Here is a 20,280-nt window from a genome sequence, read left to right as displayed (position 1 = left end):
GAACGAACGCGCCGGACGGTCACCGAACGAGCGGCCACCACGGTCGTCGCGGTCCCGGCCACCGCCGAAACCACCACGGTTGTCCCGGTCCCGGTCACCGAACGAACGCGCCGGACGGTCACCGAACGAGCGGCCACCACGGTCGTCGCGGTCCCGGCCACCGCCGAAACCACCACGGTTGTCCCGGTCCCGGTCCCGGTCCCGGTCACGGTCCCGACCGCCGCCGCCGAAGGACGGACGCTCGTTCCGCAGCTCCCGGTAGGCCGGAGTCCGCTCCTCGCGCGCCTCCCGGACCTCGCGCACCGGCGCGACCTCGGCAACCGCCTCGGTCGCCTCCGCGTCCTCGGCACCCTCCGCCGCCGGAGCCTCCTCCTCGATGCCGAGCTCGGCCCGCTCCCGCGCGGCCCGCGCCGCCAGCCGGTCGGCCTCCTCGCGCAGCTCGTTCGCCCGACGCTGCGCCCGCTCCAGCTGGCGGGTCATCTCGGCGACCTCGCGCTCCGCCGCACCGGCGATGCCCGAGGCGCTCTCCGCCTGGACCTCGATCAGCGAACGGGCGCCGGTGATCCGGGCCACCTCGGCGTCGAAGGCGTGGTCCAGGATGTGGCGCGAGGCGTCCACGCCCGCGTCCTCCATCAGCCGGAAGACGCCGCGCCGCTGGTGCGGCAGCACCAGGGTGACCACGGTGCCGGAGCGGCCGGCCCGGGCGGTGCGGCCGGAGCGGTGCAGGTAGTCCTTGTGGTCGCCGGCCGGGTCGACGTTCAGCACCAGGTCGATGCCGTCGACGTGGATGCCGCGGGCGGCGACGTCGGTGGCGACGACCACGTTGACGTAGCCGTCCTTGAAGTCGCCGAGCACCCGGGTGCGGGCGCCCTGGGTCATCCCACCGTGCAGCGCGTCGGCCTTCACGCCGGCCTCGATCAGCTGCTCGGCCACCCGGTCGGCACCCATCTGGGTACGGACGAAGATGATCGTCCGGCCCTTGCGGGCGGCGATCGCGTTGGTGATCGGCGCCTTGTCCTTCGGCTTCACCACGAGGATGTGGTGGGTCATGGTGGTGACCGCACCGGCCGACGGGTCGACCTCGTGGGTGACCGGGTTGTTCAGGTAGCGCTTGACCAGGGTGTCGATCTCGTTCTCCAGGGTGGCGGAGAAGAGCAGCCGCTGGCCGCCCGACGGCACCTGGTCGAGGATCTCGGTGACCTCGGGCAGGAAGCCCATGTCGGCCATCTGGTCGGCCTCGTCGAGGACGGTCACCTGGACGTCGGCGAGCTTGGCGGAACCGCGGTTGATCAGGTCGCGCAGCCGGCCCGGGGTGGCGACCAGCACGTCGACGCCGCGCTCCAGCGCGTAGATCTGGTTGGACATCGAGGTCCCACCGCAGACCACCTTGAGGCGCAGGCCGAGCACCGAGCCGAACGGCTCCAGCGCGTCGGCGACCTGCATGGCCAGCTCGCGGGTCGGGACCAGGATCAGGCCGCGCGGGTGCTTGGGCTTGGTGCGCTCGCCGTCGGCGAGGCGGGTGAGCAGCGGCAGGCCGAAGCTCAGGGTCTTGCCCGAGCCGGTCCGGCCGCGGCCGAGCACGTCCTTGCCGGCCAGCGCGTCCGGGATGGTGGCGGCCTGGATCGGGAACGGGGTGGTCACGCCGCGCTTGGCGAGGGCGCGCACCACGTCGTCGTGCAGACCGAGGTCGCCGAAGGTGATGGTGGGCTCGGCGGGTGCCTCGACCTCGGCGGCCTCGACAGCCTCGGCGGTCTGGGTCGGAACGGACAGGTCAGCGGCGGCGGCCACCTCGTCCTGCGTGTTCGTGGGCATGGCGAAGCGGTCGTCGTCAACGAGAGACATGCAAAACCTTCCGGAAGTGGCACGCGCCTAAGTCCGGGGGTCTGCTTACAACCGCCTCTATGCGGTCAGCCACGGATCGCCGGTACGCGCCAAGGGCGCCAGTGAGAGGTAAAGGGCGCCGGGCAAATGGATCAAACGAACGATCTACCACCATAGACGAGCCATCGGTCCACAGGCAAACCTGCTGGCCAGATCGTCAATGCGCAGCCGGAGCGCCGGTCGGGGCAGCGGAACCGCCGCCACCGCCACCCGCCGTCACGGACGGTACCGGCCCGGGCGCGGTCGACGGCGAGGCGGACGGGCGCCCGGGAGCTGCCGACGGCGCGGCCGGGGCGCCCGAGCTGGCCCTGCCGCCCCCGGAACCCCCCGCCGCGCCCCCTGGACCGGCCGCCCCACCACCGTTGCCACCGCCGCCGACGGACGAACCGCCGCCCCCCTGCCCCGGCGCGCCGGACGCCGCCGGCCCGCCCGCGCCACCCGCCGGGCCCGCACCACCGCCCGGCGCCCGCTCACCGCCCGACCCGCCCTGCTGCCCGCCGCCGGCCGGTGCCGGCGGCGCCGGGACGGCCACCACGCCGGTCGACACCGCGGCCGCCACCCCGGACGACGCGCCCGTGCTCGGGTCATTGACGGGGGTCAACCCGTTCGCCGCCCCGCCACCGACCCCTGATCCACCCTCACCCCGCGCTCCACCGGGGCGCTCCGGACGCACGCCCGCCCCGGAGCGCGCCTGCGGCCCGGCGCTCGCGGAGGCCCGCGCGCTGGGGTTGAGCCCCACGGACTGGCCGGTGGGCTGCTGGTCGGCGCCCGACCCGACCTCCATGCAGCCGGTCATGGTCAGCCCGGCCAGGGCCAGCACGGCGGTGCGCACCACGGTCCGCGTCGCGACGTGGCGGAAGGCCGCCGTCCCGGCCCGCTCGGCCCGCCCCGCCTGCGCCGCCCCGCCCGTCCGCCGGTCGGACGCCACCGCACGCGCCGCGCCCGCGGTCGGCGGCCGAAGCGCACCGCCCACCGGCCCCGCCGTCCCGTTCGTGCCCACCGACCCCGCCACACCCGTCGGAACCATCGCCGCCGCCTCTCCTGCCCGCCCCACCCTGGCCGCCGCGCCTCGCGCGCGGCCGTTCTCCGGTGCCCAACGCCTGGCGCGCCGCCGGGTCACGGCCGCCCGCACACCCGAAACCCGGCCACCCACCGGCCACCGACCGTCCGACGCGGGCCGGGCGCCCCCGGCACACACCTGGCACTCCCTCAGCCCGGGCCCGACAATGACCCCGTGGACATGAGCCGGGACGACTTCGAGACGCTGGTCAGCGACGCCCTCGACCAGATCCCCCCGCAGCTGGCGGCGATGATGGACAACGTGGCGGTCTTCGTCGAGGACGAGCCCGACCCCGCCACCCCCGACCTGCTCGGCCTCTACGAGGGAACCCCGCTCACCGAGCGCGGCGAGTGGTACGCGGGGGTGCTGCCCGACCGGATCATCATCTACCGCGGCCCGACCCTGCGCCTGTGCGAGACCCCCGAGCTGGTGATCGCCGAGGTCCGCACCACGGTGATCCACGAGGTGGCCCACCACTTCGGCTTCGACGACCACGAGCTGCACGAACTCGGCTGGTCCTGATTCCGCCGCCGACCGTGACCGCGACCGAAACCCGTTTTGGCGTTCCCGCCGGGATCCCATATGCTTCTGAACGTCCCCGACCGCTGGATACAGCCGGGCGGGCCGCAAGCCCTCATCGTCTAGTGGCCCAGGACGTCGCCCTTTCAAGGCGGTAGCACGGGTTCGAATCCCGTTGGGGGCACGCAGTACCCAGTAACACAAGTAGTGCCGCACGACGTAGTACAGTCAGGGTCGCAAGACTCTGTCGAGGTCCTGTGGAGCAGTTGGTTAGCTCGCCACCCTGTCAAGGTGGAGGTCGCGGGTTCAAGTCCCGTCAGGATCGCTCGTCCCGCAAGGGATGGTGCAGTACGGCCAGGTAGCTCAGTTGGTACGAGCGTCCGCCTGAAAAGCGGAAGGTCGCCGGTTCGACCCCGGCCCTGGCCACCAGCCTTGACCAGGCACGATGCCCCTGAAGCAGCTCGCTTCGGGGGTATTTTCATGCCTGTTGACGCCAACGCTGACGCCAACGGCTCCGAATGGCCCTGGATCTGGGCAGCCACGATGGCTGTTTCCGGCGGCAGGGGGTACGTGACGTCGATAACACAGCGCCGATCCGTACGGGTGACTCGGCGAATCCCGTTGATCCCCTTGAGCCGAGGCTGACACGATCGCCCGGTGGTGAGTCCAGAGGACCTCGTCGGTCGACATGTGCAACGGGTGACATGCTCATGGTTTCGCGCCCGCGATGGCGGTGGCGAGCCTGAACTGCTGCACATGTGGCTACATGTGCAGGGTCTCGGGCCGGTCCGGTTTCACACGCTGGACCACGTCCTTGATCTTCGGATCGATGAACCCCACGATCCCTACGACATGGACATGCTCGGGCATGTCACGGTCGGCGACGCACCGGACGAGTTCCCTCTGGCACCGTTCGCAGGCAGCAAGGTCGTCTCCGTCCAGCACATCCGACAGCGGTCCATCGACAGCCGAGTGGGCTTCCAGGCGACATTCCCGGCGGGAAGCATTCGGATTCTCGCCCTGGCTGATGACCTGGTCGTCACAGCAACCGGGCTGTCAGGGGGCTGGGAGGATGACCTGGATCTTGATCCGCTGGATACCGGCCCCTCGTCCGAAGCCCTGCTCCGCGTCCTTTCGGATCAGACTCCGGCCTGTAGGGCGACACGGGAGGCGGTGCTCGCAGGCGGCGTTTGCCGGATCGGAGATGGGGCGGTGCCCGCCGACGCGCTGGCCGGCACCTACGCCGTCCGGCTCGAGCTCACACGGGCCAAGGACATCAAGACCATCGGGCTGGCGGAAAGCGTGGCAGCCCTGAGCAACTACGGTGACCGGCCGGTACGGCTGGGGTCCGTCGACAGTCCGGACGGCTCGTGGCACTTCGTGGTCTTCCTCGCCGCTGACGGCGGTTCGCTGGTGGCCTGTACGGGAGTTCGGCAGATCGGACCCGACTCGGCAAAAGATCACGAGGAAGAGAGAGCATGACAAGCGATGAGCAGGAGCTGGCGACCTCCGGCTCAGGAGTGGACTGGTCGGGAGTTCGTGAGCGGGTAGCGGCCCTGCGGGACGCCCCGTTCGCAGAAAAGGTCTTCGGGGCTCGCTGGCAAGGCTCCGGGCATGACTTCCTACTGGAGCCGCCGCTCAGTGAGGCCGAGCTGACAGAAGTCGAGGAGCAGCTTGGCGTCATCCTTCCGTCCGACTACCGCACCTTCCTCCTCGAGGTGGGCGCGGGCGGAGCCGGTCCCCATTATGGGATCTTCCCACTGCGGCGTGACGGGCAGGGCTGGCACTGGTTGGAGCACCGCAAGGTCCGAAGCAACAACGCGCTCCTCGGGAAGCCGTTCCCCTCCGCGGAGGAGCGGGCTCGCTGGGCGGAGGCTGTGGGCGCTCGCGAGCCCGTCAAGGACAGCTTCTCTGACGAGCAGTCCTATCTCGCGGCGTACCGCGCCTGGGACGACGAGTGGGAGAAACTCAACGATGAGATGACCGCCGGGGCGATATGCCTCAGCCACGAGGGATGCGGCTACTACACGTGGCTCGTCGTGATCGGGCCGGAGCGTGGAACTCTCTGGGAGGATCTCCGGGCATGCGACGGCCCCCTCCAACCGCTCTCCGCCGCCGGTCACGGCGTCAGTTTCAGCGAGTGGTACCTGGACTGGCTGGCCATGGCAACCAGCCAAGCTCGCGGTCGGTGAGTTCCAAGACGGCCCCACCGAGTAGCGTGCACCCATGACGTGGCGGGGACCGACGTATCGAACGGTGGACGGGGAGAGAATCGACGGGGCCTGGTGCCACGTCTGGCAGCGGAGTCGATGGGATGCCGAGTACTACCTCGACGACCTGATCGTCTTCGCGGACGGCGCCGTCAGGTGTCAGGACCGGACCGACCTAGCCGGCCTGGAGAAACTCCTGGCCTCGGGCCGAATCTCCGTGACACGGCCTGGCGCTCCCGCTCTTCCTGACGAACCCTCGAAGTGGCGCTCCCGCCACGGTGAACCGTTGACCCCGGAGGGCTTCCTGAGCGCGGTCGCCGACAAGATCGAGGAACTCAACGGCCGACCGACCACCGGGCAGCGCTGCTGGGAGGCGATCCGCCGCTACCAGCAGGAGCCCGAGGAGCGGAATCGCGAGCTCCTTCGAGACGCCTACCTGGCAGTCCCAGCTCACCGCAGGATCTATGTCCTCGGCGACATGGACCTTCAGGACCGCCCCTTGCGCATCCTGCTCACCAACCTGGGTGAGGCCGTGGACGGGGACGGCCCGGTCGTGACGGCGGACATGCACCAGGAGTCTCTGGACTACTTCCGCCGCGGGGACGAAGGCGTGGCCCGCGAGCAGGAGAGGCGCACTGTCCAGTACGCCGACGATCCGAGCGGGCCCGGCCAGGCGGCCGTCATCTCCCACCAGACCGTCTACCCGCAGGGCTGGCCCGAGGCGCTGGGCCTGTTCGCACTCCGCAACGACTACCCGGCGCAGATCGCCTTCGCCGGCGAGACCTACCCGTCCGTACTCCACGGCTACTGGGCCCTGTCGACTGCCGACACGGCCGACCGCCGGCTGATCCAGGAGGCTCCGTCCGGGCGGGAGGCACAAGACCTGGGCGGCCGGGCGGTCCAACGAGCGGACTGGCCTGCCATCCGGCTCGCGGCCATGGGCGGACTGCTGCGCGCGAAGTTCACCCAGCACCCCGAGCTCGCCGAGATCCTGCTTTCCACTGGGGACGCGACGATCAGCTACACCGGCTTCTCGGACTCACCCTTCTGGCGGGACGTCCCCGACAGCTGCGGGCGGAACTGGATGGGCCGCCTTCTTGAACTCGTCCGGTCCGAACTCCTCGCCAAGCAGTCGCTCGGCGCCCACCCCGATCCGGGGGGTCCAACGGTGGCCGGGAAGTCCACGAGCTCACAGATATGACGGGTCCCCACGATCGTCAGCTGCCGTCGGCAGTGCCAAAGTCGACGCCCGCGACCGGGAGCGCCGGTTCGGGGGAGGTCGACGACCGGGACTTGGCCGAGCACCTGGCGATCCAGGCGTTCATCGAGATCCGGTACCTGGCCAGTCGCGCTCGGCGGCTTCCGGAGGAGCTCCCGTCCGACGACGCCCTCGACCGCATCAGGCTCCTGGCCGACCTGGGCCACAACCTGCCCGTAGGAACCCGGCCGCGCGCTCGACGTCCCGCCCGTGGGACGCACGACGGCAGGCGGGAACGGGCGATGAGGGAGCGGCCGATGAGCTGGCTCTGGAACACTGCCGGCCCGGAGAAGCGAGCCTGGATCGTTTCGCACGTCGAGAATGCCGGACTCCGTTGGACTCCCCCGCCTCCGCTCCCGACCCCGCGCACGGGAGTCCCCCCGCTCAGCGCGCGGCAACGCCTGGGCCTGCTGGCAGGCTGGCCGGTGAAGACCCCTGCCGGCCGTCGTCCCCTGCTCCGCGAGGCGCGGGTCCTGAAGGCTCTGGACAACGACGCGGTCTTCGCCCTCCACGAGGAAGCCGGGCGCCTGCGGCTCGGCCTGGGCGGGAGCAGTCCGTGGCTCCAAGCTCACCTGGCGCCCGGCGGTCCCCACTACCTGCTCCCTGATCCGGCCGACTATTACTGGCCTGACCCGGAGGCGGGGCGACGCTGGTGGCAGTGCCGCGTGCTCCTGACGATGTTCGACGGCGAGCAGGTCAGCAGCATGCTGGCCGTACTTCCCGAGACCTTCATTGCCCTGCCCTCAACAGTGCCGCGCTTCAGGCAGCGTCATCTCGCCCACATCGCCCGCGCCACCGAACGGGACACCGGCCTCTGGGGCCGGGACCACAAGCCGCACTGCGGCCCGGAGCACTGCGGATACGTCCCCGCCGAGGAGGAGACCGCCTCGACGTGACCGCCTGCTCATGCAGGACCGGCTCCAGCCACTCGTCGCGCTACGGGGACGGGCCGACAGCTCAACCCCACGTCGGTCACCGCCGGTCGACCACGATCAGGGTGCCATCGGGACCGTAGGTCAACATCCGCGGCGGCCCCATCCTGCTGACGGCTGCCCGCAGCACGGCCTCCTTCTCCGCCGGCGTGGGCCCACCCGGCACCGTGAGGTGGAAGCCTCGCAGTGCCACCTCGTACGGATCGATGTCGTCGGGCTCGGGCATACCCTCCAGCACGAAGCCGAAGAAGGCGCGCAGTGCCTCCTCCCCGAGTTCGAGGGGGTGGAACGGCAAGGGGTACGGGTCCTGCTCTCCCCACGCCTCATCCAGTTCCACCGGGTGCTCCCCGGCCCAGAACGGCGCCTCGAACGCGAAGCGCTCGCCGAGGTCCTCCACCACCCCGCGGTCGGGCGAGAGACTGAGCGAGCGGACCAGCTGTTCGTCCTCCCAGACCGCGAAGGCCAGGAAGTCCACCACGCTGTGCATCCAGTGCACGACCAGGCGGCATCCCGCGCTCGCGTCGATCAGGTGCTGCGGCAGCCGCGAGGGGTAGTCGCCCATCCAGTGCCGGTCGCAGACGATGTCGACCTTGGGGAAGCTGCCGAGGTAGGCGGTCCCGTCGGGCGGGTACGTCGCGTCGCCGAGCTCGCACCCGGCCGACTCCGTGACCTCCCACCCGGGGTAGAGGCGGCCGACCAGCTCCGCAGTCCGCTCCGGATCCGCTTCCGCCGGCAGCCGCAGCGGGCCGGACGAAGCAGCATCCATGTAGACGAGCAGCCCGGTCTTGGCTCCCACGTGTCGGCCCCTCTCCAGAACGATGACCCCCGGTTCGGGGGGCAGGCCGCAAGCTACCAACCGCGTAAGACACCGGTGCCCGGCAAGACCTGGGTCTTGCCGGGCACCGGACGAACTGACGAGCCAGAGCGCGAGGCTAGGAGAGCGCCTCCCCAAGGCGACTCAGGGCCTTGAGGCGCTCGGCGAGGGAGGCGTGCGCGTAGACCTTCATGGTCACGCCGACATCGCTGTGGCCGGCGATCTCCCGGACGATGTGCGGGGGCACTCCGAGGTCGAGCAGCAGCGTGATGCAGGTGTGGCGAAGGTCGTGGAAGCGGAGATCGTCCAGGCCGAGGCGACCGCGGACCGCGTGCCAGCTGCGGCGCAGGTTGTCCGGCTCGTACGGGGTGCCGATCCGGGACGGGAAGACGAGGTCGTTCTCCTGCCAGTCCATGCCGGCGGCGGCCCGCTCGACGGCCTGACGCTCCCGGTGGTCCACCAGGGCGGCGAGGACCGGCGCGGGCAGCGGCAGGGTGCGCTCGGAGGACAACGTCTTGGGCAGGACGAGCCGCAGCTCGCCGTCGACCCGCTGAAGGTTGGTGCTCACCGTGAGGGTTCCGCGCTCCAGGTCGACCGAGCTCCAGCGAAGGCCGAGCAGCTCGCCCCGGCGCATGCCGAGCATCAGCGCGAGCACGTACAGGGTGTGCAGGCGGTGGCCGCTCAGCTCCTTGAGCACGAGCTTGGCCTGAGCGGTGGTCAGGCCCTTGCCGATCCGGTAGTCGGGCGCAGGGACCTTCACGAGCTTGGCCACGTTCTTGTGGATCAGCTCCTCTCGGACGGCGTGCTCCAGCGCGTTGCGGAGCACGGCGTGCACGGACTGGATCATCCGCGCGGACAGCAGCCGCTTGCAGCACTCGCCTGCGGCACAGCAGATCGGCTTGGGCCGCTGCGTGTCCCAGCCGCCCTTGCAGCACTGGCACTCGGCGCGCACCCGGTTCAGCCAGACGCGGACCTCCTGGGCGCGCAGGTCGCGCAGCCGCTTGGTGCCGAGGCCGGGTATGAGGTGGACGCGGACCACGCTCTCGTAGCCCTGGTAGGTCTTGGGCCGGCGGTTGGGCAGGACCTCCTCGGCGAGCCAGTAGTTGAGGTACTGGCCGACGTTGGAGTCGGTGTCGGGCAGCGGGATGCCGTTGATGGCGTCGGCCTGCAGTTCGACGAGGGCGTTGTGGACCTCGTCCCAGGTCTTGCCGTAGATCGAGACCCGCTTGCGGAGGCCGGAGGTGGTGATGACGTAGGCGCGGCCGTGGTAGCGGCCGTCCTTGCGCAGGGTGATGCTGCCCGCGCCGTTGGGGTTACGCTTTGCCATCAGGCCGCCACCTCCGTGAGCTCGGCGACGAACGCGCGGACGGCGGTGGCCGGGACGCGGCGGGAGCGGCCGATGGTGACCGAGGGGAGGCGTCGGGCGCGGATGAGGTCGTAGACGGTGGAGCGGCCGAGCTGGAGCTGGGCCATGACGTCCGGAATGGTCAGCAGGAGCTGCTCATACGGAGCCGCGTTAGTTGCGGCGGCCGGGGTGCCGGCAGAGGCAGCGACAAGGACCGGACCACCGTTCAAGCCAGCGGCGTCGAGAGCCGTCAGTGGCGGCGTCTTCGCCGGATCCGTCGGTGAAGCGGAGACGGGGAGTGCCATGCTGGAGGCAGGACCCTTCTGTGGACGGGCGCGCGAACGCCCAGGTGCGGAGGGATCTGGGCCGGCGGGGGCGAAGGTCTGGCGGCTGGGCGCCTCTGCCGGGAACAGGAGAGAAGTCCCGACCGGCCCGATGCGGGGCGGCGGGTGACTGGAATGAAGCTGTCAGCCCGAAGGCGGCACCGGGAAGTGGTCACCGGCGACAGCGTGAATGGACCGTCAGATCGGTCTGTGGGCCGCGATGGCCGCAGGTATGGCAGATGCCACGAGACGGCCCAGGGCCACCTCGGTACGCCCCAGACCGATGCCGGTCTGGTCAGCTGTGGGGCAGTGCTCGGGGGGCACGCGCGGTTCCTTCCTCGGTGGCTGGTGGGCTGCAACCCTGCACCGTGGTCGATCGTCGTGGATGGGCGTTGCGCGGTTGGTGGCCGCGTGGGGTGTGACGTTAGCTCTGGATCCCGGTCGCGCCAAATGGCTGGCCGGGCTCGGTGAGCACGCTACGAGCGGGCTCGGCCGTTTTCCAAAAAATGAACTGGCCTTGTGGCTCGCGGGACGGCGGCAAGGCGCGGTTACTCGTCGGTGTGGACCGGCTCGGTTGGCATCTTGCCGCCCTTAAGGAACTCTTGGACCAGTGCCGTTGGCGCGTACCGGCGGTACTCGAAGGAGAGGCCGATCCCGATCTTGCCGCGGAGGCGCTTGCGGTTGTGGGGGAAGTCCTGGCAGTACTTCTCGGCGGTGTTCAGGGCCTTGGTCATGAATTCGGCGCCCTGTGCGGCCAGGCGGTAGCCCTGGACCACGTGGTCGGCGAGGTCCTGCATGATCTTCTCATCGCTCGCGGTCGGTGGGCCAAGGAAGTCCTCCAGAGGCAGGTTGAAGACCTTGGCGAAGCCGATCGCTTCGTCGAGGTTGATCCGTCGGCGTGGTTCGCCGCTCTCGATGCGCCAGACCGAGGACTGGTTGATCGGGTAGCCGGCCTCGGTCATGCGCTTGGCCAGCTCGCCGGTGCTCCAGCCCAGGAGTTCGCGCTCCAGCCGGACGCGCTCGGCCGCGTTCTCCTCGCTCAGGCTGACGGAGGCGCCCCGGTCTTCCCTCCCACCACTCGGTGGCTCCCCGCCCTGTCCTGCGGCCGGGCTGCTCGTAGGCTCGTCCTGCTCGGACACTCGATTCACCTCGCATCAGTTTCTGAGGCGACTTGCATAACGGCCGCCGGGGTGCCATGCTGATGCACAGCGAAAGGCTTGTCAAGTCGTACTGCATCAGGTGGCTGCCTGCCCGCTCGCCGCACAAAGGCCGAAGGCCCCCGGTGCTACCAACACCGAGGGCCTGACAAGGTCCAAAACCGCCCATCCACGACGATCGACCACGGTGCAGGGTTGCAGCCCAGGCGCACCGAGGAAGGACCAACGTGCTCCAGCGTACGGTGTCGCATCCTTGCGGCGCACCTGCTCCGCGCGCCTCTTTCCCGAAGGCGGGGTGGTAGACCATGGCGCGCATCCGCACCATCAAGCCCGAGTATCCCGTCTCGGAGGACCTCGCGTCGGTGTCCCTGACCGCCGAGCGCACGTTCCTGTGCCTGATCACCCAGGCCGACGACGAGGGGCGCCACCGCGACAACGCGGCGGTCCTCAACGGTGCGCTGTGGTCGCTGCGGCCCGAGCACACCGCGCTCGACACCGAGGACGAGCTGCGTCAGCTCGCCGCGACCGACCTGATCTGCCGGTACACCGGCTGTGACGGCCGCCAGTACCTGCACCTCACCAAGTGGCGCGAGCACCAGAAGATCTCCCACCCGACCGCCTCGCGCCTGCCCTCCTGCCCGGTCCACGAGGCCGCGGGCTGGTGCGGCAAGTGCAAGGCCAAGGGCTGCGCGTGTTCGGCTCCGGGGAAGCTCCAGAGCTCTCCGGAGGCGCTCGTGAAGCCAGCGGAGGCCCTGGTCGGCCTGCTGCCCGCCGCGCGCGCCCACGGCGACTCCACACCTGCCCAGGCGACCGCCGCGGCGGGGGGCAATGTGACGAGGCTTGGCGAAAGCGCAGGTCAGGACGCTTCTCCGGAGTCTCTCCGGAGGCTTCCGGAGAACGTCGTGCCTGGACCGTGGACCGTGGACCATGGATCTACCCCTACGGGGGGCGGCTTCGCCGCGCCCACCCCGGCACCCTCCTCGGCAACCCCGCACCGACAGGCGCCGGTCCGGGTCGACACACCGGCGGGCGAGCACAAGGTGAACGCGGGCGCCCTGCTGGCCGAGTACGTGGCCAGCTGCCCCAGGCCGGTGCCCGACGACGTGAAGGGCCACCTCGGCAAGAAGATCAAGGGCCTGCTCGCCGAGGGCTACAGCGGTGACGACATCCGGGCCGGACTGAGGCTGTTCGCTGCCAGGCCGCTGAGTCCGAACCTGCTGCCGAGCATGGTCAACGAGGTGATCAACGCCCAGCCCACCGTGCCCGCACGCGCCGGGCACAGTGCCGCCCGCTCCCCGTACCAGCCCTTCGCCAACCCGGCCGACGCCCGCGACTACTACGAGGGGGACCTGTGACCAGCCTGCTCACGCCCCAGTCCGCCGCAAGCCGCGAGCCTGAACCCGTTATGGGCGCCGTCTGGCGAGCCCATCAGGTCCTCGCCAAGCGGGGCATCGACCCGAACCGGCCGCTGGAGGACACCGACCAGCCCTCCACCGCGCTGGAGCTCGCCGACCGGCGCATCCCGCCGCGTTACCGCCTCGCCGTCGCCGACCACCCGGAGGTCGTCACCTGGGTCCAGCAGGTCACCCGGGCCTGTCGACCGGGACCCGGTGGGATCCCGGGCATCGCGCAGGGCCCCTCGCTCCTGATCGCCGGCCCCACCGGCTCGGGCAAGACCCACCAGGCGTACGGCGCCATCCGCAGCCTGCTGAAGGCCGGGGTGCGCCTGCGCTGGACCAAGCTCACCGCGACCGAGCTGTACGCCTCCCAGCGGCCCCGCCAGGGCACGGACACTGAGAGGGAGATGCGCGAGCTGATGACCTGCCCGCTGCTGGTCCTCGACGACCTCGGCGCCGCCAAGGCGTCCGAGTGGACCGAGGAGCTGACCCTGCGGCTGGTCGACCACCGCTACGAGCACCTGCTCCCGACGATCTTCACCACCAACCTGCCGCCCGGCGAGATCAAGAACGCCCTCGGCGACCGCACCGCCTCCCGCCTCGCGGAAATGTGCGAACGCGCCATTCTCACCGGCACCGACCGCCGCAGGCGCACCGCCGCCTGACTGGCCAGCAGGCCCCTGGCGCCGTCGACCCGCGCACCCCTGCCGGCGCGCGGGCACGGCCGGGGCCACCGGCCTCCCCACACTTCACCCCCGCCATCGCCTCGCCGCTTCGCCATGCGCGCCTGCGGCGAGGCCACCCCTGGAGCACCACACGTGACCACCGCCGCGATATCCCCTGCCCACACGCCGTCCGCCCGGGTCACCGTCTGGGACCGCCTTGCCGTCGGCCTGCTCGGCGTGCTCGGCTTCGTCCTGTCCTACGACGCCCTGCGGCAGATGGCCGCCGCGACCCACGTCCGCGGCCCGCTCACCTACCTGTTCCCGGTCATCATCGACGGCTTCATCGCCTACGGCGTGCGCGCCCTGCTCGTCCTGCGCGACGCCCACTGGCCGGCCCGCGCCTACGCGTGGACGCTCTTCGCCGGAGCGACCGCCACCAGCGTCTGGGCCAACGCCCTGCACGCCATCCGGCTCAACCAACTGCCCACCCCCAGCACCGGGCTGAAGCTGAGCAACACCGTCGTCGGAGTTCTGTCCACCCTTGCCCCGCTCGCCCTCGGCGGCGCCGTCCACCTGTACATCCTCATCGCCCGCCAGGGCCAGAACACGGCGATCCGCCGCGGTGGGCAGAACGTCGGTCCGCTCAGCCAGCCTTCTGCCGCCCCGGCAGCCGGAGACCACGGCGCCGATGTCCAGCCGCAGCACACGGAGGACCGCAGTGAGGAGACCGCACTGCTGACGCTGCTGTCCGCCGCCGGACTTCTGCCCGCCGAGTGGAGTGACGCACTGCCCGATCCCCAGCCGGCAGAAGGCGACGACCAGCCGATCGGCACCCGGCACACCGCGGTCGGCGAGCAGGCCGAGTCCGCCGACACACCGGAGGTGACCTGTGTCGACGGTCTTGCCTCCGCCGTGCAGGGCAAGGCCATCGGCCGACCGCCGGGCGCGTCGATGGAGCAGCTGATGGAGGTCGGCCTCGCGGCGGTCGCCGCCGAGGGGCGCCTCACCCGCGCGATCGTCGAACAGGCCGTCCGCGAGGCCGACCTTCCGCTCGGCAGTACCCGCCTTACGAAACTGATGAAGCAGCTCCGCCGAGAGTGGAACGGCGGACAGAACCGCCGGCACCCCGAGGCCGACTGACCGCTCCGGTGTCTGGCCGACCGACCTGCCTTGGTCGGCCGGACACCGACTTCTGCCGACCCACCGCCGCACTCGGCAGAAGTTCACCGCCGCCCGGTCGCTGCGCCCGGCCGGACTCGACTCGCACTGCGGACACCAGTCCCACGCGACGGTCGGTCCCGGGAAGGCCGCGCCTGGCGTGCCGCCTATACCTGCGAATTCCGGCATAGCCAAACCGTCAACCATCCGGACACCGCACACCCACACACCCACCAGCCCGAATCGCCCACCGCCACCGAGGAAAACGACGCGTGAACGCCGTCCGCCGAACCCTGAACAGCCTGCTCGGGAAGCCTGTAAGCTCCATGCACCGCAACGGAGTTGACCACCCACCTGCCCCAGGCGGAGCAAGCGAGTGCGTGCGGGGCCCCTACGGGGCCACGCACGCGGACGTCCCCGCCCAGGAGGGCGTGGACGTGCCGGTGCTGCCGAGGGCGGCAGCACCGGAGCTCCACCGCGAGGGCGCGGCGGAGCAGGAGGAGAAGCCCGCCGTCGAGCCGTCCGCTCCCGCCCCCGCTGCTGACCGTGCTGAGCGCGTCAGTGTCCGCCGTCCCAAGCGCCGCCGACGTGACAACGACAACCCCAAGACGAAGAAGCTCGGCTTCCGCTGCACCGCGGAGTGTGAAGCGCAGATCAAGCGGCTCGCGCAGGCGGCTGGCCTGAACGTGGCCGACTACCTGGAACGCCAGGCCCTGACCCCGGGCGGCGCTGGCATGGTGACCTGCGACGAGCAGCTCGACGGGGCCGTGCAGGCGCTGGATGCCGCGCGGTTCCAGATCGGCCGGGTCGGCGTCAACGTCAACCAGATCGCCTTCCAGCTCAACGCCCAGATCGGCATCGAGCCCGGCCCGGCACAGGGCACCCTGGAGAGGGCAACGGAGCTGATGATGGAGACTCGCCGGGCCGCCGCCCAGGTCGACGCTACTGCGATGCGGGTGGCGAAGGCCGGTCGCCGGTGATTACCACGGTCCGCTCCGGTAAGAACACTCTCGGAGCCTTGCAGTACCTGTACGGTCCGGGCAGGCGCAACGAGCACACCGATCCGCATCTCGTCGCGTCCTGGGACGGCTTCGCCCCCGACCCGGGCCGTGATCCGCAGGCCACGCTTGCCCAGCTGCGGGACGTCCTGGATCTGCACGTCGTCCGGTACGGGCCGATCAAGAAGCACGTCTACCACCGCATGGTCCGTGCCGATCCTTCCGACCGGAACCTGAGTGACGAGGAGTGGGCGGACGTTGCCCGCCGGATCGTGGCCGTCGCCGGTATCGCCCCTGACGGTGATCCGGACGGATGCCGGTGGATCGCCGTGCACCACGGGGACAACCACATCCACATCCTCGCCACCACGGTGCGCGCCGACCTGACCCAGGCCCGCATACGCGGTGACCAGTTCCGGGCCGAGACCGAGCTCACCGAGATCGAGCGGCAGTACGGGCTCAAGGACCTGTCCGACACCCGCACCCCGGAGTACCGGGATGCGATCCCCAAGCGCGCCAAGAGTGGCGAACTGCGCAAGGCCGAGCGGCTGGGCCAGGAGGAGACCGGGCGCGAGCGGCTGCGGACCGGTGTGCGTCGGGCGCTGGCCGGCGCCGCCAGCGAGGAGGAGTTCCTCGCCCGCCTCACCGCCCAGGGCATCCAGTACGACATCCGCCGCAAGCCCTCCGGCGACCCGTCCGGCTACACGTTCGCCCTGGCCCCGGTGTCGGACGGGGAGAAGCCGGTGTGGTTCTCCGGCAGCAAGCTCGCCGCCGACCTCACCCTGCCCAAGATCCACGGACGCTTCGCCGTCGGCGTCGACGAGCCCCCGTCCAACCGCATGGGCGATTTGGTGTGGTCGTCCACGGTCCGGTACCGGGCCAGCACCACCATCGACCGGGCCACCGCCACCGTCGACGACGCCCCCTGGATCACCCAGGTCACCGCAGTGGTCAGCGGTGCCATCGAGGTGCTCGACACCCTCGCCCTCACCAGCCCCGTCCTGTCCAGGAAGGAGATCAACCACGCCGCCCGGGCACTGGAGTACACCGCCGTCGCCGGCACCCGCGCGGCCCGCGCCGAGGTGAGGGCGATGCGCTCGGCCGCCCGCGAACTCCTCTACGGCGGACCCTCGGGCGGCAGCGGCGACGAGGGGGCTGCTGCCGCGACGGTCCTGTGCAGCCTGGTCCTGCTGGCGATCGTGATCGCCAAGTGGCATGCGGCCCAAGGCCACCAGCGCCAGGCCGAGGCCGCGGACGCGGCGGCTGCGCACCTGCGCACCGCCTACGGCCGGCACGCCGGACGCCCGGTCGCCCTGCTCGACGTCCGCGGCCGTCAGCTCCCGGAGCCGGTCCGTGACCGGCAGGAGGCGGCGGTCCGCCAGGCGCTGCCCGCAGACCAGGCCGCCCGGGTGCTCGCCGAGGACGGCTGGGCGGCGCTCGCTGCCACCCTGGCCGAAGCCGAGCAGGCCGGCCACGACTCGCAGGCCCTGCTCACCCAGGTCGCCGGGCAACGCGAGTTGGCCAGCGCCGACTCGCCCGCCGCCGTGCTGACCTGGCGCGTCCGGCGCAACAGCCGCCTCCCGGCCCCGGCGCCGAAGGCCACAGCGGAGGAACGCCGCACCCGCGCGGCCCGCTCCAGGAGCGCCACCGGCCGCACCATCACACCGGCAGGCACGGCTGCCCAGCCGCCCCGGCCGCCGGCGCCGCCCGCACCCGAGACGGTGCGCCGCACACGGTGACCAACCCGGTGGGCGGGTGCGGAGCCCCACCGCACCCGCCCACCAACCCCCACCCTGCTGGCAGCTACAGGCCCGCAGGGCTCTTTCTCGCCTTTCCTCTCCGCTTGCCGCCCAGGCGGCGACAGAGGCAACCCATCATCCTCGTCAGCTTTTGGAGACAGCTTCTTGAGTCCCACCCCGGTCGTGCAGCGCACCGTGTTCTCGACGTCCCGCAGCGCGGAGTTCCTGGAAGCGCAAGCCTTGCAGTCCCAGACCGGCCAGCCCCGTGCGAGGTTCGGCGACGTCGTCATCAAGGAGCTGCTCGACAACGCGCTCGACGCGGCGGAGTCCGCGCGCGTGCGTCCGGAGATCGGCCTTGAGGTGTCCTGGGCCGATGGTGTGGCGCGGGTGAGCGTGACGGACAACGGCCCCGGCATGCCGAGCGGGGTGGTCGAGCGGATCCTGGACTTCACCCGCAACGTCTCCGACAAGGAGAGCCTGCGCTCGCCGACCCGCGGGATGCAAGGCAACGCCTTCAAGACCCTGCTCGGCATCCCCTACGCGCTCGGCGTCACGGAGCCGGTAGTGGTCGAGGCGCTGGGCGTGCGGCACGAGATCGCCGTGTCCGCCGACCCCTCGGGCGAGGTCGCCATCCGCCACACGAAGGCCCCCTCCACCCGCACCACCGGCACGTCGGTCACCGTGCCGCTGCCGACCGAGCTGGTCACGGACGAGAAGACGGCTACCTGGCTGCAGAACTTCGCCCTCGTCAACCCGCACGCGCGCATCGTTGACCACGGTCAGACCGGCTGCGCGCAGGGGGCCGGAATTTACAAGCCCACCGCGCCCAAGGGGTGGCGCAAGCCCCTGCCCACCGACCCGACCAGCGCACACCACTATGACGATGCCGCGATGAAGAAGCTGGTCTTCGCCCACATCCGCGAGCACCAGCAGGGTGGTGCGGACCTGACCGTGCGGGCGTTCACCAACACCTTCGCAGGCCTGACCGGCTCGGCCAAGGCCAAGAAGGTCGCCGAACAGGTCCCCGGCATCACGCACCTGTCCGGCTTCGAGCAGCACCGGGACCAGGTCCCGGTGCTGCTGGCCGCCATGAAGGAGCACAGCAAGCTGCCCACGCCCACCTACCTCGGCCAGGTCCCCCGCGACCACTACACCCACGTCCTGGACCATGCCTTCGGCGTCGAGGAGGCATGGTTCTCGCGCAAGCAGCTGACGGATGCGGCCGGGATCCCGTGGAGCATCGAGGTGACAGCGGCCCGCACGAAGCGACCTGGCACCGTGAGCTTCGCCGTGAACTACTCGGCGACCTTCGGCGACCCGCTGGCCGCCACCCACCTGGCCGGCGACGGCTTCACCAGCACCGGGGCGCGCACGTTCCTGTCCCTGACCGATGCCGCCCCCGGGGAGGGCAACCAGTTCCGCCGGGCCGCGATCGTGCACTTGGTCTGCCCGGTGCCGCAGTTCACCGACAAGGGCAAGACCGCGCTCGTCATCCCGCCCGAGGCCGCCGACGCCTGCGCGAAGGCCCTCACTGCCGCGACCCGCGTGCTGGCCAAGGACCAGCGCTCCAAGAAGAGCGCCGACCGCCGCGAAGAACGGGCGGCGATGCGCGCGCACAAGGCCAACACCGCCAGCCTGGGCGCGCCGAAGGTGTCCAAGAAAGCCGCCGTATTCGCGGTCATGCGTGAGGCCATTGGCCAGGCCCGCGGCGGCGAGGGCCTGTCGTTCTCCTCCCACACGCTGTTCTACAAGATCCGCCCGCTCGCGCTGAAGCTCCTGCCGGCCGGGGCCAAGCTCAACGCCCAGTACGTCGAGCAGAACCTGATCCCCCAGTGGGAGAAGGAGAACGGCCCCATCCCGGGCCTGTACCGCGAGCCGCGCGGAACCCTGCACCACCCCCACGACCCCGACGGGATCCGGGACGTGCACCTGGGCACCCGTGAGGTCCGGGAGTACATCCCGCCGAAGTGGAGCTACAACAAGATCCTCGTCATCGAGAAGACGGGCCTGTGGCCACCGGTGCGCGAGTCCGGTATCGCCGAGAAGTACGACATGGCCGTCATCACCAACGAGGGCTACGGCACCGAGGCATGCCGTGACCTGCTCGCCAAGATGCCCCCCGGCGACGTGCGGATCTTCGTCCTGCACGACGCCGACCCCTACGGCTACAACATCGCCCGCACCCTCGGCGAGGAGACCGCCCGCATGCCCGACCATCGGGTGGAGGTCATCGACCTCGGCCTGACCGTCGAGGACGCCATCACCAAGGGCCTGGAGGCCGAGCCCGACACCCGCGACGCCGCGCTGCCCGCCGGCATCGTGGACCGCCTGTCCGAGGTCGCCCGCGACTGGTTCACCGGCACCCCCTTCACCTGGAATACCAAAGGCGAGCCCGCCAAGTGGCGCTATCAGCGCGTCGAACTCAACGCCTTCTCCTCCCCGGAGCTCATCGCCTACATCGAGGAAGGACTCGCCCGCCACAACGCCACCGGCAAGGTGATACCCCCCGACAGCGAGCTGCGCTCCACCGCCCAGCAGCAACTGCACCATCGCGTCGTCGGGGCCGTCGGCGAGGCGGTAGACGCCATGTTCGCCATGGACCAGCTGGTCCGAGCGGTGTACGCCGACCTCGACACGGAGCGCATCACCAGCATCGGCCAGGCCGACCTCGCCCAGCTCCACGCCCACCGCCCCTCCCTGCCCTGGGAGGACGCCGTCAAGACCCTGGTCAACAACCGGCTGCCCAACACCCCCCGCCTCACCGCCCTCGCCTACCAAGCCGTGGCCAACCAGCTGGCCGCAGACCGCCGGTAGCCCCGGGTGT

General features: G+C 70.9%; 16 protein-coding genes and 3 tRNA genes. 14 read left to right on the top strand and 5 right to left on the bottom strand.

Features of this window, described 5'->3' with window-relative positions; genetic code table 11:
• Positions 1 to 1,842: DEAD/DEAH box helicase (locus tag ACIGXM_RS05915; protein WP_396557177.1), on the bottom strand; the 1,842-nt coding region annotated here is incomplete at its 3' end.
• A 1,279-nt stretch (positions 1,843 to 3,121) separates the two neighbouring features.
• Here ACIGXM_RS05915 and ACIGXM_RS05910 point away from each other — a divergent pair.
• The 8 genes from ACIGXM_RS05910 (at position 3,122) to ACIGXM_RS05875 (ending at position 7,824) form a co-directional block, all read left to right on the top strand.
• A complete protein-coding gene (locus ACIGXM_RS05910; protein ID WP_396557404.1) occupies positions 3,122 to 3,463 on the top strand; it encodes a metallopeptidase family protein in 342 nt (113 codons plus the stop codon).
• 108 nt (positions 3,464 to 3,571) lie between these two features.
• Positions 3,572 to 3,644, top strand: a tRNA-Glu gene (locus tag ACIGXM_RS05905).
• A 67-nt stretch (positions 3,645 to 3,711) separates the two neighbouring features.
• Positions 3,712 to 3,785 (top strand) — tRNA-Asp (locus ACIGXM_RS05900).
• A 27-nt stretch (positions 3,786 to 3,812) separates the two neighbouring features.
• Positions 3,813 to 3,889: transfer RNA gene (locus tag ACIGXM_RS05895), tRNA-Phe, on the top strand.
• Positions 3,890 to 4,117: 228 nt separating this feature from the next.
• Positions 4,118 to 4,942, top strand: coding sequence for a hypothetical protein (locus ACIGXM_RS05890; RefSeq protein ID WP_396557175.1), 825 nt, complete (start codon positions 4,118 to 4,120; stop codon positions 4,940 to 4,942).
• Positions 4,939 to 5,652, top strand: coding sequence for an SMI1/KNR4 family protein (locus ACIGXM_RS05885; RefSeq protein ID WP_396557173.1), 714 nt, complete (start codon positions 4,939 to 4,941; stop codon positions 5,650 to 5,652). Before ACIGXM_RS05890 ends, ACIGXM_RS05885 begins: the two co-directional genes overlap by 4 nt.
• Positions 5,653 to 5,956: 304 nt before the next feature.
• Positions 5,957 to 6,871 carry an NADAR family protein gene (locus ACIGXM_RS05880; protein WP_396557171.1) on the top strand — a complete coding sequence of 305 codons (915 nt, stop codon included), beginning with the start codon at positions 5,957 to 5,959 and terminating at the stop codon, positions 6,869 to 6,871.
• A 92-nt stretch (positions 6,872 to 6,963) separates the two neighbouring features.
• Entirely contained in the window at positions 6,964 to 7,824 is an 861-nt protein-coding gene (locus ACIGXM_RS05875; protein WP_396557169.1) for a hypothetical protein, read from the top strand.
• Between the two features lie 76 nt (positions 7,825 to 7,900).
• On the opposite strand, the gene ACIGXM_RS05870 is transcribed toward ACIGXM_RS05875, so the two are convergent.
• From ACIGXM_RS05870 to ACIGXM_RS05855, 4 genes are all read right to left on the bottom strand, one after another.
• Positions 7,901 to 8,656, bottom strand: a complete 756-nt coding sequence (locus tag ACIGXM_RS05870) for a DUF6928 family protein (RefSeq protein WP_396557167.1) — start codon at positions 8,654 to 8,656, stop codon at positions 7,901 to 7,903.
• A 136-nt stretch (positions 8,657 to 8,792) separates the two neighbouring features.
• Positions 8,793 to 10,001, bottom strand: a complete 1,209-nt coding sequence (locus tag ACIGXM_RS05865; RefSeq protein WP_396557165.1) for a tyrosine-type recombinase/integrase — start codon at positions 9,999 to 10,001, stop codon at positions 8,793 to 8,795.
• Positions 10,001 to 10,168 carry a helix-turn-helix domain-containing protein gene (locus ACIGXM_RS05860; RefSeq protein WP_396557402.1) on the bottom strand — a complete coding sequence of 56 codons (168 nt, stop codon included), beginning with the start codon at positions 10,166 to 10,168 and terminating at the stop codon, positions 10,001 to 10,003. The genes ACIGXM_RS05865 and ACIGXM_RS05860 overlap by 1 nt, the downstream gene beginning before the upstream one ends.
• Positions 10,169 to 10,890: 722 nt before the next feature.
• The gene (locus ACIGXM_RS05855; RefSeq protein WP_396557163.1) at positions 10,891 to 11,481 is read right to left on the bottom strand and encodes a helix-turn-helix transcriptional regulator; all 591 of its coding nucleotides are present in this window, start codon (positions 11,479 to 11,481) and stop codon (positions 10,891 to 10,893) included.
• Between the two features lie 323 nt (positions 11,482 to 11,804).
• Here ACIGXM_RS05855 and ACIGXM_RS05850 point away from each other — a divergent pair, with 323 nt between their 5' ends.
• The 6 genes from ACIGXM_RS05850 to ACIGXM_RS05825 all read left to right on the top strand — a co-directional run bounded on the left by ACIGXM_RS05850 (position 11,805) and on the right by ACIGXM_RS05825 (position 20,270).
• Positions 11,805 to 12,854: a hypothetical protein gene (locus ACIGXM_RS05850; protein WP_396557161.1), complete on the top strand. Its 1,050-nt coding sequence runs from the start codon at positions 11,805 to 11,807 to the stop codon at positions 12,852 to 12,854.
• A gap of 50 nt (positions 12,855 to 12,904) precedes the next feature.
• The gene (locus ACIGXM_RS05845; RefSeq protein ID WP_396557159.1) at positions 12,905 to 13,561 is read left to right on the top strand and encodes an ATP-binding protein; all 657 of its coding nucleotides are present in this window, start codon (positions 12,905 to 12,907) and stop codon (positions 13,559 to 13,561) included.
• A 153-nt stretch (positions 13,562 to 13,714) separates the two neighbouring features.
• Positions 13,715 to 14,701 carry a DUF2637 domain-containing protein gene (locus ACIGXM_RS05840; RefSeq protein ID WP_396557157.1) on the top strand — a complete coding sequence of 329 codons (987 nt, stop codon included), beginning with the start codon at positions 13,715 to 13,717 and terminating at the stop codon, positions 14,699 to 14,701.
• Positions 14,702 to 15,099: 398 nt separating this feature from the next.
• A complete protein-coding gene (locus ACIGXM_RS05835; RefSeq protein WP_396557155.1) occupies positions 15,100 to 15,699 on the top strand; it encodes a plasmid mobilization protein in 600 nt (199 codons plus the stop codon).
• Between the two features lie 38 nt (positions 15,700 to 15,737).
• Positions 15,738 to 17,456 (top strand): relaxase/mobilization nuclease domain-containing protein, encoded by a 1,719-nt coding sequence (locus tag ACIGXM_RS05830; RefSeq protein ID WP_396557153.1) that lies wholly within the window; start codon positions 15,738 to 15,740, stop codon positions 17,454 to 17,456.
• A gap of 165 nt (positions 17,457 to 17,621) precedes the next feature.
• Positions 17,622 to 20,270 carry an ATP-binding protein gene (locus ACIGXM_RS05825; RefSeq protein WP_396557151.1) on the top strand — a complete coding sequence of 883 codons (2,649 nt, stop codon included), beginning with the start codon at positions 17,622 to 17,624 and terminating at the stop codon, positions 20,268 to 20,270.
• Positions 20,271 to 20,280 lie beyond the last annotated feature (10 nt).

Origin of the sequence: Kitasatospora sp. NPDC052896, assembly GCF_044547075.1 — a bacterium.
Lineage (GTDB): Bacteria > Actinomycetota > Actinomycetes > Streptomycetales > Streptomycetaceae > Kitasatospora.
The sequence above is the reverse complement of the archived record's forward strand: the minus strand, read 5'-3'. Positions and strand labels throughout refer to the sequence as shown.

What these genes read in the sequence shown, in the direction of transcription:
- ACIGXM_RS05910 (WP_396557404.1), top strand. Translation starts at nt 3,122, where the DNA reads ATGAGCCGGGACGACTTCGAGACGCTGGTCAGCGACGCCCTCGACCAG.
- ACIGXM_RS05885 (WP_396557173.1), top strand. Translation starts at nt 4,939, where the DNA reads ATGACAAGCGATGAGCAGGAGCTGGCGACCTCCGGCTCAGGAGTGGAC.
- ACIGXM_RS05865 (WP_396557165.1), bottom strand. Translation starts at nt 10,001, where the DNA reads ATGGCAAAGCGTAACCCCAACGGCGCGGGCAGCATCACCCTGCGCAAG.
- ACIGXM_RS05850 (WP_396557161.1), top strand. Translation starts at nt 11,805, where the DNA reads ATGGCGCGCATCCGCACCATCAAGCCCGAGTATCCCGTCTCGGAGGAC.
- ACIGXM_RS05845 (WP_396557159.1), top strand. Translation starts at nt 12,905, where the DNA reads ATGGGCGCCGTCTGGCGAGCCCATCAGGTCCTCGCCAAGCGGGGCATC.